We start from the raw sequence: 16,039 nt of genomic DNA, 5'->3' as shown, positions 1-16,039 counted from the left end.
GATCCCGACTAGGTGGTGAATGGGGGGCGGCGTTGCCGCCGCCCCCCGATCCGGATTTATTCCAGCGGACCCATCGGGGTGGCTGCGGCGACCATGTCCTGCGTCGCGGCCAGTTCCGGGTCGGACACCAGACCATAGGCGGCCAGCGGGCCGTCCGGGCCTGCCATGTCGTCCGACAGGAAGAACTCGACGTATTCGCGCAGACCCGGGATCACGTCCAGGTGGGCGTTCTTGACGTAGAAGTACAGCGGACGCGACACGGGGTACTCACCGCTTGCGACGGTCTCGGTGGACGGCGTGACGCCGCTCATCGTGGCGACCTGCAGGGTCTGGGTGTTGTTGGTGTAGAACGACAGACCGAACACGCCGACCGCATTGGTGTCGGCCTGCAGGCGCGACAGCGTCTCGGTGTAGTCGCCGTCGATGTCGACGGACACGCCGTCGGTGCGCAGGGTGGTGCACTGACCTTCGGCGGTATCCTCGTCGGCACCGGCCGCGATGAAGGCTTCCATGGCGCCGGTTTCTTCACAGCCCGCCAGGATCACGTTCTCGTCGAACACTTCGCGCGTGCCGTGACGGGTGCCGGGCACCAGTGCCAGGATCGGCTGGTCGGGCAGTTCCGGGTTCACTTCGGCCCAGCTGGTGAACGTGTTCGGCACGACGGCGCCGTCCACGACGACTTCGGCGGCAAGGGCCGTGAACATGTCAGCCGGGGTCAGGGCAAATGCCGGGCCGTTCACGTCCGTCGCGAACACGATACCGTCGTAGCCGAAGCGGACTTCCATGATCTCGGTCACGCCGTTGGCGGCGCAGGTGTCGATGTCGTTCTGGCTGATGCGCGAGGACGAGTTGGCGATGTCGATGGTGTTGTCGCCCACGCCCTCACAGAACCGCTGACGGCCGGCACCGGACCCACCACCTTCGACGACGGGGCTCGGGAAATCGAAGTTCTCGGCAAAGGACTCGGCCACGATCGTCGCATAGGGCAGCACGGTCGAGGAGCCAGAGATCTGGACCTGCTCGCGCGTCTGCGCGGCGGCACCGGTTGCGGTCAGGGCGATAATCGCCAGAGCCGAGGTCGAAAGCTTGGTGGGGGACATGTCATCTCCAGGTTTGCTAATGGCCCGGCAGCAGGGCCTGTGCGGCAACTATTGGTAACCTGTGAACGCTATACGAAGGTTTTGTGACAGTCTTGTAACAAGCCCCCGCCTTTGTAGCCATGGCTGTCATCTTTCTGCATACATTTGGGCCGAGCCCGCGCGGATTTTTCGGCGCGTCGCGGCGTCCGGTGCCCGCCGCGCAAAAAACCCTGCCGCACGATCGCGTGCGACGGGGTCGGGATTCGTGCAGGGCGTCGCGCGTGCGATGCCTTGCCAGTCGCTACAGCGTGCCCGCCGCGATCTGGGACGCAATGTGGTCGGCCTGACGGATCGCCAGCGCCACGATGGTCAGCGACGGATCCTCCGCGGCGCCAGACGTGAACTGGCTGCCGTCAGACACGAACCAGTTGGGGGATGTCGTGCGTCTTGCCCCACTTGTTCACCACGCCGTCGCGCGGGTTTTCGGACATGCGGTTGGTGCACAGATTGTGCCTGCTGGGATAGGGCGGCGTCGTGAATGACCGGGTCGCACCCACCGCATCGTAGATCGCCATGCCGCGCTCATAGGCATGGATGCGCATCGCCACGTCGTTGGGATGATCGCAGAAATGCACGGTGGGCGACGGCAGGCTGAACTGGTCGGGCTGATCCACGTTGACCGTGCTGCGATTCGTCTCCTGCGGCAGGTCCTCGCCCACAATCCACATGCCGGCCATATTTTCATAGCTGTCCAGCGCCCACGTGAACGCGCGTCCCCAACCGCCCGGATCAAGGAACGCCGCCATGACCGGCAGACCCGGCGACCGCGTCTCAAGCTCGAAGCCGCCGACGAGGCCGCGCGACGGGTCGTGCCGCGCCTCGTCCTGGATGATGCCGGCCGTCGTCGTGCCGCGCCCCATCCGCACCGGCTGCCCGAACACGCCATAGCCGGAGCCGGTGACGTGCCGCATGGAGTTGCGCCCGACCTGACCGGAAGAGACGGCCAGCCCGTCGGGGTAATCTCGGAGACCGAGTTCAGCAGCAGAGGCGGATTTTCGATCGTGTTGCCGGCCACGCAGACGATGCGCGCCATCTGGGTCTGTTCGACCCCGTCGGCGTGGAAACAGGTCACACCCGTGACCTTACCGGTATCGTCGTGCAGGAGGCGCGCCGCGCGGGCCCGTTCGCACACCTCGAGGTTGCCGGTCGCCTCGCCCGCCGGGATTTCCGGATCGGCGTGGGCCACTTTGCCCCCCGCTTGCAGCCCTGAAGGCAGTAGCCCGTCTGCTGGCACGGCACCCGGTCGCCATCGTCGCGGGTCTGGATCGCCATGCGGCCTGTGTGGACTTCGGTATAGCCGACGGCCTTTGCGCCCGCTTCCAGCACCTTGTAGTTGTTGCTGCCGGGCAGCGCCGGGCGGTCGCCGGTCCGGATGACGCCCGGCTTTTCCTCGGCCAGATCGTACCACGGCGCCATTTTCGCGCCGTCGATGGGCCAGTCCAGCAGGTTCGCGCCATCGACGCGGCCATAATCCGTCAGCGGCTTCCAGTCGTGGTCCCGAAACCGCAGCGACGCGCCCGCCCAATGGGTCAAGGTGCCGCTCACCGCCTTGACGATCCACGCAGGCAGGCCGCAGAGATCGCGGGCCACGCGCCAGTCGCCGCTGGTCGAGCGCTTGTCCAGCCACGCCAGCTGACCGAAGGATTCCCATTCGTCGTCGATGTCGTCCGGCGGCAGGTCACGCCCGCCCGCCTCCAGCGCCACGACCTTCTGCGCCAGCTCGTTGGCCAGCGTGCAGCCGCCAGCGCCGGTGCCGATGATCACCACGACGGGGTTGGTCAGCTCAAATTTCGCAACCGTGATCCCGTCCCTCCCTCAGAGCCAGTCGATCTCGTCGACGCCGCGCTCGATGCAGGGGCCGAGGCTGGCGGATTCACCCTCGTAGCCGAACAGCGGCCAGATCGCCGTCCGGTTGTAGAGGCCGGTCATGCGCCCGCCCCGGATCGTCTGGACAAAGGCGCTCTCCTCCATCCCGCGCAGGATCTCGCCCCGGTCCTTTTTCCAGCCGACGGACAGATAATCGGCATGACCCTTGCCCACGGCGGCGGCGTTTAGGGCGGCGATGCCCGCCTCGCTGTCGGCGGCACCTTCGGTGGTGTCAGCCCTTGACGGCGATGACGTGATAGTCGGTCGCCACCTTGTCGTGCGGAGAGATGTCGCGTGCCATCGGCACGAGGGTCGCCATCGTCTCTGGCTTCCACGTCGTGACAGTGGCGGCATAAGCGCCGTTCGATGCGGCAATGAAACCTGCGCCGACGACGAATGTGGCCGCTGCCGCAATGGACCGCGACAGCGGTTGGCGCCGGGTCAATCCGGGCCGTGCGTGATGTGTCCTATGCCCCTCCCTCAAGGCGTGTGTATCGTGGACCACCCCCTCCCAAGGGGCGGGACGCGCTCACTTGTGGCGACCGCCGCGTTGCAGCACCTCGATCTGCTAGTCGTCCGGGTCGGCGATGAAGAAGAAGCGCGCGATGACGTCGCCGCCGGGGGCGAAATCCACCAGCTTGCGCGGGGCCAGCCCCGCAGCCCTCAGACGCGCATGTTCGGCGTTCACGTCATCCACGGAAACCGCGAGGTGCCCGTAACCATCGCCCAGATCGTAGGGATCAGTGCGGTCCTTGTTCACGGTCAGCTCAACCTCGAACCCGGACTGACCGTTCGACAGATAGATCAGGGTGAAGTCGTCGAAATCCAGCCGGTCGGCCACGGTCAGGCCGAAGGCCGTCTCGTAGAGTGCAACCGAACGCGCCTCCTCCAGTACGCGGATCATCGCATGTATCGCCTTGGCCATCACCACTCCCGTCAGCCGTCGTTCCAGATCGGACCCCAAGGGTGCAACGGATCAGGCGAGAGTGGGCGAGAGCCGCTTGCTACGCTGCGGAATTTCTGGCGGAGGGCCTATTACGCGGCGACCGGTGCCGCCCGGCCCTGTTAGATCAGGCAGGTGCAGCGCAGCACGGACGAGAAGTGGGCGTCCTCGCCATGTAGTTCGACGACTTCGCTGTGCAGTTTCGACATGAACTCCGGTGTCGTCATCCCCTCGCCCGCGGCAATCTCGTCGAGGATCTGCCGGAAGGTGTGTTCCAGCCGGGTCGACGTACTTTGCCCGATCAGACGCACCCGGCGGGTCGTCGACGCAGAGCGCAGCGGGTCCCGCTCGGCATGAAAACAGCACATGGCGACCCCTCGCAGACTGATCATCGCGCATTATGGCCGCAGGTGCAGAGTGTCGCGACGACGCGAGCGGCGACGGAGCGCCGCACGGCGGTCGCGCCTGACGTGCACGCCATCCGCACAGGGACACAGGCACGTGGTCCGCTCAGCGATCCGGCAGACGCCGCGGACGTGCCGTGACTGCGACCTATGCGCCGCTCAGCCGCGCGCCATGGCAAGACGTGCGCTGCGTCGTGTCGCGTGAATGTCGGGATCGGCGTCCAGGCCAGCGAACAGCAGGCGCTGGGTATAGGCCTGCTGCGGCGCATCAAAGATCTGGCGCACGGTGCCCTGTTCCACGATCTCTCCCGCCTGCATGACCAGCACGCGGTCCGCGAAATCGCCCACAAGGGGCAGGTCGTGCGCAATGAAGATGAAGGCGATGCCCAGCCGGTTGCGCAGTTCGCCCAGCAGGTCGATCACCTGCTTCTGGATCGCCACGTCGAGGGCGGACACCGCCTCGTCGCAGATGATGACCTCGGGCTCCAAGGCAAGTGCGCGTGCGATGGCGATGCGCTGCCGCTGGCCGCCGGAAAACTGGTGCGGCACACGCAGGGCGTGGCCGGGTTCCAGCCCGACCTGTTGCAGCAGCTCGGCCACGCGGGCCTTCCACTGCACCTTCGGCACGATGTCGCGGTGGATCGCCCATCCTTCGGAAATGATCTGGAACACGCTCATGTGCGGGTTCAGCGATTGCGTGGGGTCCTGAAACACCATCTGCAACTGGCGGCGCACGCGGGCCATCTGGCGCGGGGATTTCGTCAGCAGGTCGTCGCCCTGCCACAGCACGCAGCCTGCCGTCGCCTCCTCCAGCCGCAGGATCAGGCGGGCGATGGTGGATTTGCCGGACCCGCTTTCGCCCACCACGGCCAGCGTCTCTCCCGCGTGCAGGTCGAACGTCGCCCCTTTCAGCGCCTGAAAGCCGCCGTAGGATTTGCGCAGGTCCTGCACCCGCAGGATGGGGGCGGCTGCGGCGGGCGTGGACCGCATCTCGCCCTTTCCGGGGGCCGCCGCCAGCAGCTTGCGCGTGTAGGGGTGCTGGGGGTTGTAGTACAATTCGTGCGGCGTGCCGGTTTCCACGATGCGGCCGCGTTCCATGACCACGGCGCGATCCGCCGCCTCTGCCACCACGCCAAGGTCGTGGGTGATCATCAGCAGACCCATGCCCGTCTCGGCCTTCAGTTCTTCCAGCAGGGACAGCACCTCGGCCTGCACCGTCACGTCGAGGGCGGTGGTCGGCTCGTCCGCGATCAGGATTTCGGGCTTCAGCACCAGCGCCATGGCGATCATCAGACGCTGCCGCTGCCCGCCGGAAAACTGGTGCGGATATTTCGCCATCGCCGCACGGGCGTTGGGGATGCCGACCCGTTCCATCAGCGCCAGCGCGCGATCGTACGCCTCGGCCTTGCCGCGCCCGTGCGCCATGGCGGTTTCGGCGATCTGCCAGCCCACCGGATAGACCGGGTTCAGGTGGCTCAGCGGGTGCTGAAAGATCATCGCGATGCGCTTGCCGTTCAGGCGGCGACGGTCCTCCACGCTTGCCTTCAACAGGTCGATGCCGTCGAACAGGATTTCACCGCAGGTGATCTCGCCCGGTGGCATGTCGATCAGGTTCATGATGGCAGAGGCGGACACCGACTTGCCGGACCCGCTTTCGCCAAGGATCGCCAGCGTCTCGCCCTTGTCCAGATGCCACGAGATGCCGTTGACCGCGTTCACCACGCCCTGCGCCGTGTGGAACCGGACCGAGAGGTTGCGCACCTCGAGCAGATGGTCAGCCATTGGATTTGCCCCCCTTCGACGTGGCCGATGTTTCCAGCCGCCAGCGTTGCGTCGGGTTCAGCGCCACCCGCATCCACGACGACAGCAGGTTCAGCGACATGGTGGTCAGGATGATCGCCAGACCCGGCCAGAACGCCAGCCACCATGCATTCGTCAGATACTGCCGCCCCTGGCTGACCATCAGGCCCCACGTGATTTCCGGCGCCTGAATGCCGATCCCGAGGAACGACAGTGCCGATTCCGCCAGCATGACGAACGCGAAGTCGAGCGTGGCGATGGTCAGGAGCGTCGGCAGGATCACCGGCAGGATGTGCCGCACCACGATCCGCAGATGCGACGCGCCCATCATCGTGGCCGCCTGCACGAACATGCGCTCGCGGACCTCCAGCACCTTGGCCCGCGTGGTGCGCAGGTAGATCGGGATGCGCGTGATCGCCAGCACGAGGATCAGGTTCGTGATCGAGGCGTCGAGCATGTAGAGCACGATCACCGCCAGCAAGAGCGAGGGGAACGACATGATGACGTCCGCCAGCCGCATGATGACCTCTCCCGTCCAGCGTCCGACATAGCCCGCGATCAGGCCCAGCGTGCCGCCGATCAGGAACGACGCCAGCACCGCACCGCCGGCGATCATCATGGTGTTCTGCGCGGCCACCACGATGCGCGGCAGCAGCGGGCGGCCCAGCGCGTCGCCGCCGAGGATATAGGCGAAGCCCTGTTCCATGTTGAACGGTGGCGCGTTGCGCAGGCGCAGGTTGGTGTCGTCCGCCACCTCGAACAGCAGCCACGGACCAAAGGTGGCGCAGGCGACGATGACCAAGAGGAACAGGGCGGCGGCAAAGGGCAGCTTGTCGGCCCACAGCATCGACAGGATGCGCAGCGTCCCGGTGCGGGGCGGGCTGTCCATGGGGACCGTGGCCGTGGCGGGCGTTGACATGGCGGGACCCCTCAGGTGCGGATGCACGGATCGAGGAGCGCATAGGCCACGTCGATCAGGATGTTCATCAGAAAGATCGCGATGGCCGTGACCATGATCGCGGCCAGGATCACGTTGAAGTCGCGCTGCAGGATCGAATCGATCATCAGCTTGCCCACCCCCGGAAAGCCGAAGATGGACTCCACCACCACAGCCCCGTTCAGCAGCGCCGCCGCCTGATCGCCAATCACGGTGATGACCGGCAGCATGGCGTTGCGCAGGGTGTGCACGAAGATGATGGGGCTGCTTTTCACGCCCTTGGCGCGGGCCGTCTTGACGTAAGCCGACCCCAGCGCGTTGATCATCGATCCGCGCACGATCTGCAGGATCAGGCCGAAAGGCCGTATGAACAGCACCGCGATGGGCAGCACCCAGTGCCAGACGGTCCCAGTGCCCGACGTGGGCAACCAGCCCAGCGTGACGGAAAACAGCACGATGCCGACGATGGCGATCCAGAAATCGGGCGCCGACGCGCCGATCAATGAGAAGACCGACGCGATCCGGTCAAAGGGTTTGCCCACGTTGAACGCCGCGATGGACCCCACCACGATGGCCGCCACGACCACGAGGACCATTGTGATCGCCGCCAGCCACAGGGTCCAGACGAACGCCTCCAGCACCACGTCCATGGCGGGCCGCGCCTTGCGCAGGCTGTCGCCGAAGTCGAGGCGGACCAGATCGGACAGGTAGTTCCCGAACTGCACCAGAACCGGATCATTGAGCCCGTTGATCTCGCGGAAATTCTCTCGCATCGCCTCGGACGCGTCCACCGGCAGATAGAGCGAGGCCGGGTCGCCCGTCAGGCGCGACAGGAAGAACACCAGCACGATCAGCACGAGGAGCGAGACGAAGCTCGACACCGCTCTTTTCGACAGCATCGCAAACACGGGGTTCGTACTTTCGACAATGGGCGACACACGCGACCCGCCGGGCCGCGCGTGTCCGTGGTGGACAGGCTTTACTTGAAGCCGATGTCGGCCAGCTGCAACTGGCTGTTGGTGGCGATGGACGGGGTGAAGTCCACACGCGGCCCGACGCGGGCGTGGCCCACCATGTGGAACAGCAGCACATCGGCGATCAGCTCGTCATGGACATAGGCGAAGGCCTCGGACCACAGGGCGGCCCGCTCCTCGCCCACGGCGCCGGTCGCACGGGCGATCAGATCGTCGAGTGCCGGATCGGCGACGCCGGACTGACGGCCCTCGCTGTCGTACTTGAAGTACATCGAGAACACCGGATCGCCGCGCGAGTTGTCGTGCTGCGCGCCCACCAGGATCGGACCGCGCCCCTCTGCGTAAGGCTTGGAGTAGTACTGCTCGTGCTCGGCCACTTCGACCATCTGCAGACGTACGTTGAAGCCAGCGTCGGCCAGCATGGACTGGATCGCCTCATAGGTTTCCGTCGCACCGGGGAAATTGCCGGTGCGGCCGACCAGCAGGATTTCCGTGTCGACCACCACGCCGTCGGCGCGCGCTTCCTCCAGCAGGGCGGTGGCGCGTTCCGGATCATAGGGGAACGCCGCGATGTCGGGGTTCCAACCCAGCGTGGTCGGCGGGTTGATCGCCACGGCGACCTCGGTGCCTTCCGCCAGAATGGTGCCGATGAACGCCTCGCGGTCGATGGCGAGGTTCAGCGCCTCGCGCACGCGCTTGTCGTCCATGGGTGCGATCGAGGTGTCGATCCGAAGATAGGTAGTTTCCGAGTTCGGATAGGCCACGTCCATGTCGGTCGTCGCATCGGTCGCAGAGATCGTCGGCGCGATGTCGGCCTCTCCCGCCTGGATCATCGCGGCGGCGACGGCGGGATCGGTGCGGAAGACGTAGTTCGCCGTTTTGACCCGCGGGGAGTCGCCCCAGTAGTCGTCGCGCCGTTCCAGCACGATCTGCTGGCCGGGTTCCCAGCTGGCAAGCGTATAGGGGCCGGTGCCGACGGGTTCGCGGGTGAATTCGATCGGCGTTTCCGACGGCACGATGGTCAAGAGCGACATCAGCAGGGGCAGGATGGGCTGCGCGGGTTCGGTCTTGAACTCGATGGTCTGCGCATCGACCACGGTCGGTGTGATCGCGATCCCCTCGAAATAGCGCGACACTTCGCAGGCGATCTCTGGCGACTGCGACCGCTCGAACGAATGCTTCACGTCCTCGGCGTCGAAGGCCGTGCCGTCCGAGAAGGTCACGCCTTCGCGCAGGCAAAGCGCCAGGTCGTGTCGTCGACCATCTCCCACCCCGTCGCCAGACGGCCAGAGACGCCCTCGGCGGCTTCGGTATCGAGCTCGGTCAGCGTTTCGCTGACGTTCTGCATCACGATGCGGCCGATGTTGGACCGGGTCGCCATGCAGGGCTCCATCAGGTCGGGTTCTTCGCCCAACACGATGGTGACCGCGTCGGCGGCGGCGTCGGTCTGGGCCAAGGCCGGCGTCATCACGGTGGTCGCCAGCAGGACCCCCGTCAGAAATATGGATTGTCTCATCGTTTCCCTCCCGTGAAGCGTGTGTCGTGGCAAGACGCGGACCCCGGCTGTCGGTAGCCGGACAAGACGCATCCCGTGCATTGTCTGTCGCGTCGCCGCCTCCTGCGGTGCGCGACTCCACATCATATTGGTAAAGTTGCGCAGACAAGTCAAATGCGAATATGACAGGTCAATTTCCGTCCTATATTACTGTTAATGCTGTATTTACCGCAGGAAAGCGGTCTGCAGCCCGACCAAACGAGCAAAATAAAAGCATAACTTGACAACTTTTGACTCCCGCTGTTTCATCCCGACGCAAACGACAGGGAAGGTGTGACGATGACCCCAGAGGAGATTTCCGCGCAGATGGACGGGCAGTTGGCGCCACGGGACGGCGGCGCATGGGCGATCCTGCCCGCCGACACGGTGCAGAATCACGCGGCCTTCCTTGCGCTGCTGCCGGACGGTGCGCTGGTCTGCGCGTGGTTCGGCGGAACACTGGAAGGAAAGTCGGACATTTCGATCCATGCCACCCTGCTTGATGAAGGGTCCGCCACATGGGGTCCCGTCGCACGGCTGACCGACGACCCGCAGCGGTCCGAACAGAACCCGGTGATCCTGATAGCCCCCGACGACCGCATCTGGCTGTTCAACACTGCCCAGCCTGCCGGCAATCAGGACGAGGCGCAGGTGTTCATGCGACCCCTGACCCGCGACGGCGACCGGCTGGTGTCCGGTCCCGCCCACGACATCGGCCTGCCGCCGGGCACCTTCATCCGGGCGCGCCCGGTGGTGCGTGACGACGGCGCGTGGCTGCTGCCGCTGTTCTGCTGCAACGCCCGCCCCGGCATCCGGTGGACCGGCGCCTTCGATACCGCCGCCATCGCGACCAGCACCGACGATGGCGCGACGTGGGTGGTGACGCAGGTCCCCGACTCGCCCGGTGCCGTCCACATGACGCCAGTGGCGCTTCCCGACGGGCAGATGGCCGCCTTCTATCGCCGGCGTCAGGCCGATTGGGTGCACCGGTCGGACAGCGCCGACGGCGGGCGCACATGGTCCGCCCCCGCCCCCACGGACGTGCCCAACAACAACAGTTCCATCGCCGTGGCCACCTTGCCCGGCGGCATCGTGGCGCTGGTCTGCAACCCGGTGTCCGCCGCCATGTCCGCGTCGCGGCGCGCATCCCTTTATGACGAGCTGGACGAGGGCGACGACCGCGCCGAGGCGACGGACGGCTGCCAGCCCATCTGGGGCGTCGAACGCGGTCCGCTGACCCTGTGTCTGTCGGCGGACGGCGGTCACACCTTTCCGATCCGCCACGTGGTCGAGGGCAGCCCCGGCACCTGCCTGTCGAACGACAGCCTCGATGGTCGCAACAAGGAATTGTCCTATCCGGCCATGCTGCCGCGGGAAGACGGCGGACTGGACATTGCCTATACGCTCTACCGCCGCGCAATCCGGCACGTCCGTCTGGACGCAACCACGGTCGCAGCCCTGATCCGACAGCTCGACACCCAAACCGCAGGGGCCCCGGCATGACCACGATGGACAGACCGATCACCATCCACCAGCCCCGGCGGCTCGAGATCGGCGCAGGCAGCGCGGCGCGGGTCGGCGAGTGGGCCACATTTGCAGCGCGCCCCCTGATCGTCGCCAGCGGCCCGACCGCGCAATATGCGGACCAGCTGGGGCTGCGCGGCGACATCCTGATCATCGACGACGTGCCGCCGGAACCTGACTTGCCCGCGCTTGCCCGCGTGCTGGACCGCGCCCGGGCGCACAGGCCGGACCTGATCGTCGGGCTGGGCGGGGGGTCCGTCCTCGACGTGGCGAAATTGGTGGCCGCGATGTGTGACGGCACGCAGACGCTGCACGACGTGGCCGGGCCCAATCGCGTCGCCGGCCGCAACACGCCGCTGGTGCAGGTCGCCACCACCGCAGGCACCGGGTCGGAGGCGGGCATCCGCGCGCTCATCACCGACCCCGCGACCAAGTCGAAGATCGCGGTCGAAAGCCCGCATCTGATCGCAGACCTCGCGGTGCTGGACGCGGAACTGACCTACAGCGTGCCGCCCGCCGTCACCGCCGCCACCGGCATCGACGCGATGGCGCATTGCGTGGAGGCGTTCACCAACCGCGGCGCCCACGACCTGATCGACGGCTATGCCCGCATGGGCATCCGGCTGGTCGGCCAGTACCTGCGCCGCGCGGTCGAGGATGGCCGCGATGCAGAGGCGCGGACAGGCATGATGCTGGCGTCCTACTATGGCGGCATCTGCCTTGGCCCTGTGAACACGGCGGCGGGTCATGCGCTGGCCTATCCGCTGGGCACGCGGCTGTCGCTGCCGCATGGGCTGGCCAATGCCATCATCTTTCCGCATGTGCTGGCCTTCAACCACAGTGCCGCGACCTCCAAGACCGCCGAGGTGGCACAGGCGCTGGGGCTGCAGGGCGACACCGAGGATGCGCTGAAAGCCGCCGCCGTCACCTTCTGCACCGATCTTGGCATCGAGATGCGCCTGTCCGCCCATGGCGGCACCGCGACGGATCTGGACCACTGGGCGCAGGAGGCGCACGCCATCCGCCGCCTGATGGACAACAACCCGCGCGACATGACCGTGGATCAGGTCGCGGCGATCTACCGGGCGGCCCTCTAGGGGGTCGCTCGCCTACATCGACAGGTCGAACAGCCCAGCCCCGAACAGGCGTTCGCGCGAATGGATGATGTGGCGGCGCATCACGCTGCGGGCCAGATCCTCGTCGCGCGCGCGGATCGCGTCATGGATGGCGCGGTGTTCCTCCAGCACGCGGACCAGCGCCGCCGCCCCGTCCGACATCAGCGCATCGCCGTGCATCTTCATGCCGACATAGATGTGGTCGCGCAGCGCCTTGAGCGTTTCGGCGTAATACTGGTTGTTGGACGCCCGCGCGATGGCAAGGTGGAAGCTGAAATCCGCATCCTCGCGGTGCAGGCGCGATCCGGTCGCGTCCGACAGCAGCAGCAGGGCGCGCTCCATCTCCTCCAGCATGGCGTCGTTGCGGCGGCGCGCGGCGAGGCCCGCCGCGTCCACCTCGACCGTCAGGCGGAACTCGTAGCAGCGCTGGATGTCGGCGATCGTCTCGACCGGGGTATAGCCCAGCGCCGGTTCGCGCTTCACCCGGACAAAATTTCCAGCCCCTTGGCGGGAAAAGATCAGCCCCTCCTTCCGCAGCCGCTCGAGGGCCACGCGCAGGACCGGCCGCGACACGCCGAACTGCACCGACAGATCCTTTTCGGCGGGCAGCTTCTCGTTCGGGCCGTAGTCGCCGCGCATGATGCGGGTGAACAGCGCGGTGTGGACCTTGTCGGCCAGCGGCACCTGCGGCGCGCGGGCGGTGGCGGTCTGCGTGATCTTGCCGTTCTCGTTCATGTCCGCCCTGCCGTCCCCAGAATCTCCGCCAGAAGCCCCGCCGCGCCGAACCCGCCGGATTTCGTCACGATGCGCACCCGTCCCCAATCCGTGTCGATCAGGCACAATGGCAGGCCGGGGCGCACCTCTGCCATGACATGTAAACTGCGGACCCCCAGACGGTCCAGCGTGGCATCTGCGCTTTCGCCGCCGCACAACAGCAGGGTCGCTGGCCGCATTCGCCGGGCCACTGCCACGGTCGTCGCGGCAAAGGCCGCCGCCGCCTGCGCCCCGGTCAGCCCACCGCCGCCGTCGGTCATCGACAGGACCAGCGGGCCGTCAGTGCGGGCATCGCCAGATGCGGACCCGTCAGGCGCCGCCACGAAGAATGCACTGCCACGCGTCCCTGCGACCTGCGCCAGCGTGATCGGGTCGCGCGATCCGTTCGCGATCATGACCGGGGCCGCGACATCCGCCGCGTCGCCCTGTGTGATGCCGGCATAGCGCGCCAGCGCAAAGGCCAATCCCCGCGCTCCGACCCACAGGGTCCGCTCATCTGCGTCTGTCACGATGGCGTCCAGATCCGCGTCGCTGACTGCGTTGGGGGCCAAGGTGCCCGCGCCGCAGATGTCCGCGACCTGCACGGGTGTCGCGACGCCGGTGCCCTGCAGCAGCCCGTTGCGCACCACACGGCCCATCTGCGGGATCGCGGGGCAGGCGATGACCTGCGCCGCACCCATCCAGTCGCGGACCACCTGCGACTCGGCGGCGATATGCCCCTTCAGGCGCGAATCGACCTTTTTCAACACAACGGCAAAGGCGGCAGGGTCGAGCGTGGCCAGCGCCTGTCGCACGCGGGCCGCTGCATCCGTCACGTCCCGGTCGCGGCTGCCGGTGTTCACTGCCAGCACGCAGGCCCCCTGCCCCTCCACTGCCACGTCGCCCGGCGTGCGGACGACCACCACGCGCCGCCCGGCACCCGCAAAGGCCACGGCGGAATCGAGTGCGCCGGTCAGGTCGTCGGCGATGATGAGGATGCGAAGTGTCATACTTTAATTTACCAATTCACGGCGACTTGTAAACCAGACTTTCCAACACCCCGCGCATATTCGCCATGAATCGGTGATATTTGGACACAAACTCCGGCGCGATTGCGATCCCCTGTTGAAACCTATTTACCTATAGGTTAAATTCGAAACCAGTCAGCGCCCGAAGGAGAGCCCCATGAGCACACCCATCGTCATCACCATGGGCGATCCGTCCGGTGTGGGTGCCGAAGTCACCGTCAAGGCGCTGGCCGAACGGGGCGCTGAGCTACGCGCACGCACGATCGTCATCGGCGACCGCGCCACGCTGGACCGGGCGATGGCCGCCAGCCGCATCGACCTGCCCCTCATCGCACCACAGGACGCTGGCGACGGCATCCGCGTGGACCACGTCCCCGTGGACGGCCTGCCGGGCACCTTCGGCGTCCTGTCGCCCGCCTGCGGCGAGGCGTCGTTCCGTTACATCGAACGCGCCGTGGCACTGACCACCGCGGGTGCTGCGTCCTGCATCGTGACGGCCCCCATCAACAAGGAAGCGTTGAACGCCGCAGGCCACCATTACGACGGTCACACCGGGATGCTGGCGCATCTGACCGGGTCGAAATCGTCGTGGATGCTGCTCGCCTCCGAACGGCTGAGCGTGGTGCACGTCTCCACCCACGTGTCGCTGAAGGATGCCATCGGCCGCGCCACGACGGCACGGGTGCTGGAGACCATCCGCACCGGCCACCGCCACCTGCTGCGCATGGGAATCGCCGCCCCGCGCATCGCGGTGGCGGGCATCAACCCCCATTGCGGCGAAAACGGGCTGTTCGGAACCGAGGACGACGATCAGGTCGCCCCCGCGGTGGCTGCCGCCCGCGCCGAGGGGATCGACGTGCAGGGTCCGATTTCCGCCGACACCGTCTATCACCGCGCCTATCAGGGCGGCTTCGACCTGGTCGTGGCGCAGTATCACGATCAGGGTCACATCCCGATCAAGCTGGTGGCGTTCGACACCGCCGTGAACGTCTCTCTCGGGTTGCCGATCGACCGCTGTTCGGTGGATCACGGCACCGCTTTCGACATCGCGGGCACGGGCCGCGCCAACCACGCCAACATGATCTGCGCGCTGGACTATGCCGCAGGCATGACGCGCGCCACACGGGGATGACCGACATGCCGGACAAGAAAGAGGCGTTCGTCGCCCTCGTCACCTGCTTTCACGACGACGAGACGATCAACTATGACGCCACGTGGCGACAGGTCGCCCGGCAGGTGGCGGCTGGCAACAACATCATGTGCGCCGGCACCAACGGCGACTTTTCCGCGCTGACCTTCGACGAAAAGGTGCGCCTGTGCGGCGAGGTGGTGGACGAGGTCGCAGGCCGCGCGAAAGTCATCGTCAACGCAGGCATGCCAGCGACGTTCGAGACGATCCTGCTGGCGCGTGCGTTCGACCGCGTCGGCGTCGACGGCATCGCCGTCATCACGCCGTTCTTCATCGCCTGCACGCAAGATGCGCTGATCCGGCACTTCACGTCCGTCGCTGATGCGGTGACGACGCCGGTCTATCTCTATGACATTCCGGCGCGGACACAGAACCACATCGAACCCGCCACCGCGCGCATCCTGTCCGGCCACGGCAACATCGCGGGCATCAAGGATTCGGGCGGTGCGCAGGACACGCTGGAGGCCTACATGGCCATCGGCGCGGAGGTGGACGGGTTCGACGTCTATTCCGGCCCCGATCAGCTGGTGCACTGGGCGCTGGAACACGGTGCGAAGGGCTGCATTTCCGGCCTCGGCAACGTGATGCCCGACGTGCTGGCCCGGATCGTCGCCTGCGTGAACGCGGGCGACGCGGCGGGCGCTGCGGCGGCGCAGGCGACCTATACGGCGTTCCGCACCGATCTTTACAAGCTGGGATACCCCCCCGCCCTCGTGAAACGGGCCCTGTTCCTGCGCGATCCGTCCGTCGGTGCGTCGCGCCAGCCCGCGCTGACGCCCGATGCGGCACAGGATGCGGCGATCGAGGTCATCCTCGGGCGCTACGGCCTGTAG

General features: G+C 66.7%; 16 protein-coding genes and 1 pseudogene. 4 read left to right on the top strand and 13 right to left on the bottom strand.

What is annotated here, in order from left to right; genetic code table 11:
* Window positions 1-56 precede the first annotated feature (56 nt).
* The 11 genes and pseudogenes from BMX16_RS06775 to BMX16_RS17935 form a co-directional block, all read right to left on the bottom strand.
* On the bottom strand, window positions 57-1,100 hold the full coding sequence (locus tag BMX16_RS06775) for a PstS family phosphate ABC transporter substrate-binding protein (RefSeq protein ID WP_089900641.1): 1,044 nt from the start codon (window positions 1,098-1,100) through the stop codon (window positions 57-59).
* A gap of 280 nt (window positions 1,101-1,380) precedes the next feature.
* Window positions 1,381-2,942 (bottom strand): annotated as a pseudogene (locus BMX16_RS06770) (GMC family oxidoreductase).
* 12 nt (window positions 2,943-2,954) lie between these two features.
* Window positions 2,955-3,179 (bottom strand): hypothetical protein, encoded by a 225-nt coding sequence (locus BMX16_RS18285; protein ID WP_342707812.1) that lies wholly within the window; start codon window positions 3,177-3,179, stop codon window positions 2,955-2,957.
* Between the two features lie 58 nt (window positions 3,180-3,237).
* Window positions 3,238-3,450, bottom strand: a complete 213-nt coding sequence (locus BMX16_RS18280; RefSeq protein ID WP_342707811.1) for a hypothetical protein — start codon at window positions 3,448-3,450, stop codon at window positions 3,238-3,240.
* Window positions 3,451-3,573: 123 nt separating this feature from the next.
* Entirely contained in the window at window positions 3,574-3,930 is a 357-nt protein-coding gene (locus tag BMX16_RS06760) for a VOC family protein (protein ID WP_089900638.1), read from the bottom strand.
* 140 nt (window positions 3,931-4,070) lie between these two features.
* Complete coding sequence (locus BMX16_RS06755; protein ID WP_089900635.1) at window positions 4,071-4,316, bottom strand: ribbon-helix-helix domain-containing protein; 246 nt, start codon at window positions 4,314-4,316, stop codon at window positions 4,071-4,073.
* A gap of 195 nt (window positions 4,317-4,511) precedes the next feature.
* On the bottom strand, window positions 4,512-6,134 hold the full coding sequence (locus BMX16_RS06750) for an ABC transporter ATP-binding protein (RefSeq protein ID WP_089900632.1): 1,623 nt from the start codon (window positions 6,132-6,134) through the stop codon (window positions 4,512-4,514).
* Window positions 6,127-7,071, bottom strand: coding sequence for an ABC transporter permease (locus tag BMX16_RS06745; protein WP_245731396.1), 945 nt, complete (start codon window positions 7,069-7,071; stop codon window positions 6,127-6,129). Before BMX16_RS06745 ends, BMX16_RS06750 begins: the two co-directional genes overlap by 8 nt.
* 11 nt (window positions 7,072-7,082) lie before the next feature.
* Window positions 7,083-7,988 (bottom strand): ABC transporter permease, encoded by a 906-nt coding sequence (locus BMX16_RS06740; RefSeq protein ID WP_089900740.1) that lies wholly within the window; start codon window positions 7,986-7,988, stop codon window positions 7,083-7,085.
* 80 nt (window positions 7,989-8,068) lie between these two features.
* The gene (locus BMX16_RS06735) at window positions 8,069-9,286 is read right to left on the bottom strand and encodes an ABC transporter substrate-binding protein (protein WP_245731395.1); all 1,218 of its coding nucleotides are present in this window, start codon (window positions 9,284-9,286) and stop codon (window positions 8,069-8,071) included.
* The gene (locus BMX16_RS17935) at window positions 9,283-9,579 is read right to left on the bottom strand and encodes a hypothetical protein (protein WP_245731394.1); all 297 of its coding nucleotides are present in this window, start codon (window positions 9,577-9,579) and stop codon (window positions 9,283-9,285) included. The genes BMX16_RS06735 and BMX16_RS17935 overlap by 4 nt, the downstream gene beginning before the upstream one ends.
* A gap of 318 nt (window positions 9,580-9,897) precedes the next feature.
* On the opposite strand from BMX16_RS17935, the gene BMX16_RS06730 reads away from it, so the two are divergent.
* Both BMX16_RS06730 and BMX16_RS06725 read left to right on the top strand, forming a co-directional pair.
* Window positions 9,898-11,100, top strand: a complete 1,203-nt coding sequence (locus BMX16_RS06730) for a sialidase family protein (protein ID WP_089900629.1) — start codon at window positions 9,898-9,900, stop codon at window positions 11,098-11,100.
* Window positions 11,097-12,218: an iron-containing alcohol dehydrogenase gene (locus tag BMX16_RS06725; RefSeq protein ID WP_089900624.1), complete on the top strand. Its 1,122-nt coding sequence runs from the start codon at window positions 11,097-11,099 to the stop codon at window positions 12,216-12,218. The genes BMX16_RS06730 and BMX16_RS06725 overlap by 4 nt, the downstream gene beginning before the upstream one ends.
* Before the next feature lie 12 nt (window positions 12,219-12,230).
* On the opposite strand, the gene BMX16_RS06720 is transcribed toward BMX16_RS06725, so the two are convergent.
* Both BMX16_RS06720 and BMX16_RS06715 read right to left on the bottom strand, forming a co-directional pair.
* On the bottom strand, window positions 12,231-12,971 hold the full coding sequence (locus BMX16_RS06720; RefSeq protein ID WP_089900620.1) for a FadR/GntR family transcriptional regulator: 741 nt from the start codon (window positions 12,969-12,971) through the stop codon (window positions 12,231-12,233).
* A complete protein-coding gene (locus tag BMX16_RS06715; protein ID WP_089900617.1) occupies window positions 12,968-13,999 on the bottom strand; it encodes a four-carbon acid sugar kinase family protein in 1,032 nt (343 codons plus the stop codon). The genes BMX16_RS06720 and BMX16_RS06715 overlap by 4 nt, the downstream gene beginning before the upstream one ends.
* Before the next feature lie 175 nt (window positions 14,000-14,174).
* Here BMX16_RS06715 and pdxA point away from each other — a divergent pair, with 175 nt between their 5' ends.
* Window positions 14,175-15,149 carry a 4-hydroxythreonine-4-phosphate dehydrogenase PdxA gene (pdxA, locus tag BMX16_RS06710; protein WP_089900615.1) on the top strand — a complete coding sequence of 325 codons (975 nt, stop codon included), beginning with the start codon at window positions 14,175-14,177 and terminating at the stop codon, window positions 15,147-15,149.
* Window positions 15,150-15,154: 5 nt separating this feature from the next.
* Window positions 15,155-16,039 carry a dihydrodipicolinate synthase family protein gene (locus tag BMX16_RS06705; protein ID WP_089900737.1) on the top strand — a complete coding sequence of 295 codons (885 nt, stop codon included), beginning with the start codon at window positions 15,155-15,157 and terminating at the stop codon, window positions 16,037-16,039.

The organism is Loktanella fryxellensis (assembly GCF_900110065.1).
Classification (GTDB): Bacteria; Pseudomonadota; Alphaproteobacteria; order Rhodobacterales; family Rhodobacteraceae; genus Loktanella; species Loktanella fryxellensis.
Note: the sequence above shows the minus strand (reverse complement) of the source record. Positions and strands in the feature narration are given on the sequence as shown.

Excerpts from the sequence above, each read along its gene's own strand:
- BMX16_RS06720 (WP_089900620.1), bottom strand. The coding sequence starts at position 12,971 with ATGAACGAGAACGGCAAGATCACGCAGACCGCCACCGCCCGCGCGCCG.
- BMX16_RS06705 (WP_089900737.1), top strand. The coding sequence starts at position 15,155 with ATGCCGGACAAGAAAGAGGCGTTCGTCGCCCTCGTCACCTGCTTTCAC.
- BMX16_RS06750 (WP_089900632.1), bottom strand. The coding sequence starts at position 6,134 with ATGGCTGACCATCTGCTCGAGGTGCGCAACCTCTCGGTCCGGTTCCAC.
- BMX16_RS06715 (WP_089900617.1), bottom strand. The coding sequence starts at position 13,999 with ATGACACTTCGCATCCTCATCATCGCCGACGACCTGACCGGCGCACTC.
- BMX16_RS06725 (WP_089900624.1), top strand. The coding sequence starts at position 11,097 with ATGACCACGATGGACAGACCGATCACCATCCACCAGCCCCGGCGGCTC.
- BMX16_RS06775 (WP_089900641.1), bottom strand. The coding sequence starts at position 1,100 with ATGTCCCCCACCAAGCTTTCGACCTCGGCTCTGGCGATTATCGCCCTG.
- pdxA (WP_089900615.1), top strand. The coding sequence starts at position 14,175 with ATGAGCACACCCATCGTCATCACCATGGGCGATCCGTCCGGTGTGGGT.
- BMX16_RS06760 (WP_089900638.1), bottom strand. The coding sequence starts at position 3,930 with ATGGCCAAGGCGATACATGCGATGATCCGCGTACTGGAGGAGGCGCGT.
- BMX16_RS06740 (WP_089900740.1), bottom strand. The coding sequence starts at position 7,988 with ATGCTGTCGAAAAGAGCGGTGTCGAGCTTCGTCTCGCTCCTCGTGCTG.
- BMX16_RS17935 (WP_245731394.1), bottom strand. The coding sequence starts at position 9,579 with ATGAGACAATCCATATTTCTGACGGGGGTCCTGCTGGCGACCACCGTG.
- BMX16_RS06755 (WP_089900635.1), bottom strand. The coding sequence starts at position 4,316 with ATGTGCTGTTTTCATGCCGAGCGGGACCCGCTGCGCTCTGCGTCGACG.
- BMX16_RS06730 (WP_089900629.1), top strand. The coding sequence starts at position 9,898 with ATGACCCCAGAGGAGATTTCCGCGCAGATGGACGGGCAGTTGGCGCCA.
- BMX16_RS06745 (WP_245731396.1), bottom strand. The coding sequence starts at position 7,071 with ATGTCAACGCCCGCCACGGCCACGGTCCCCATGGACAGCCCGCCCCGC.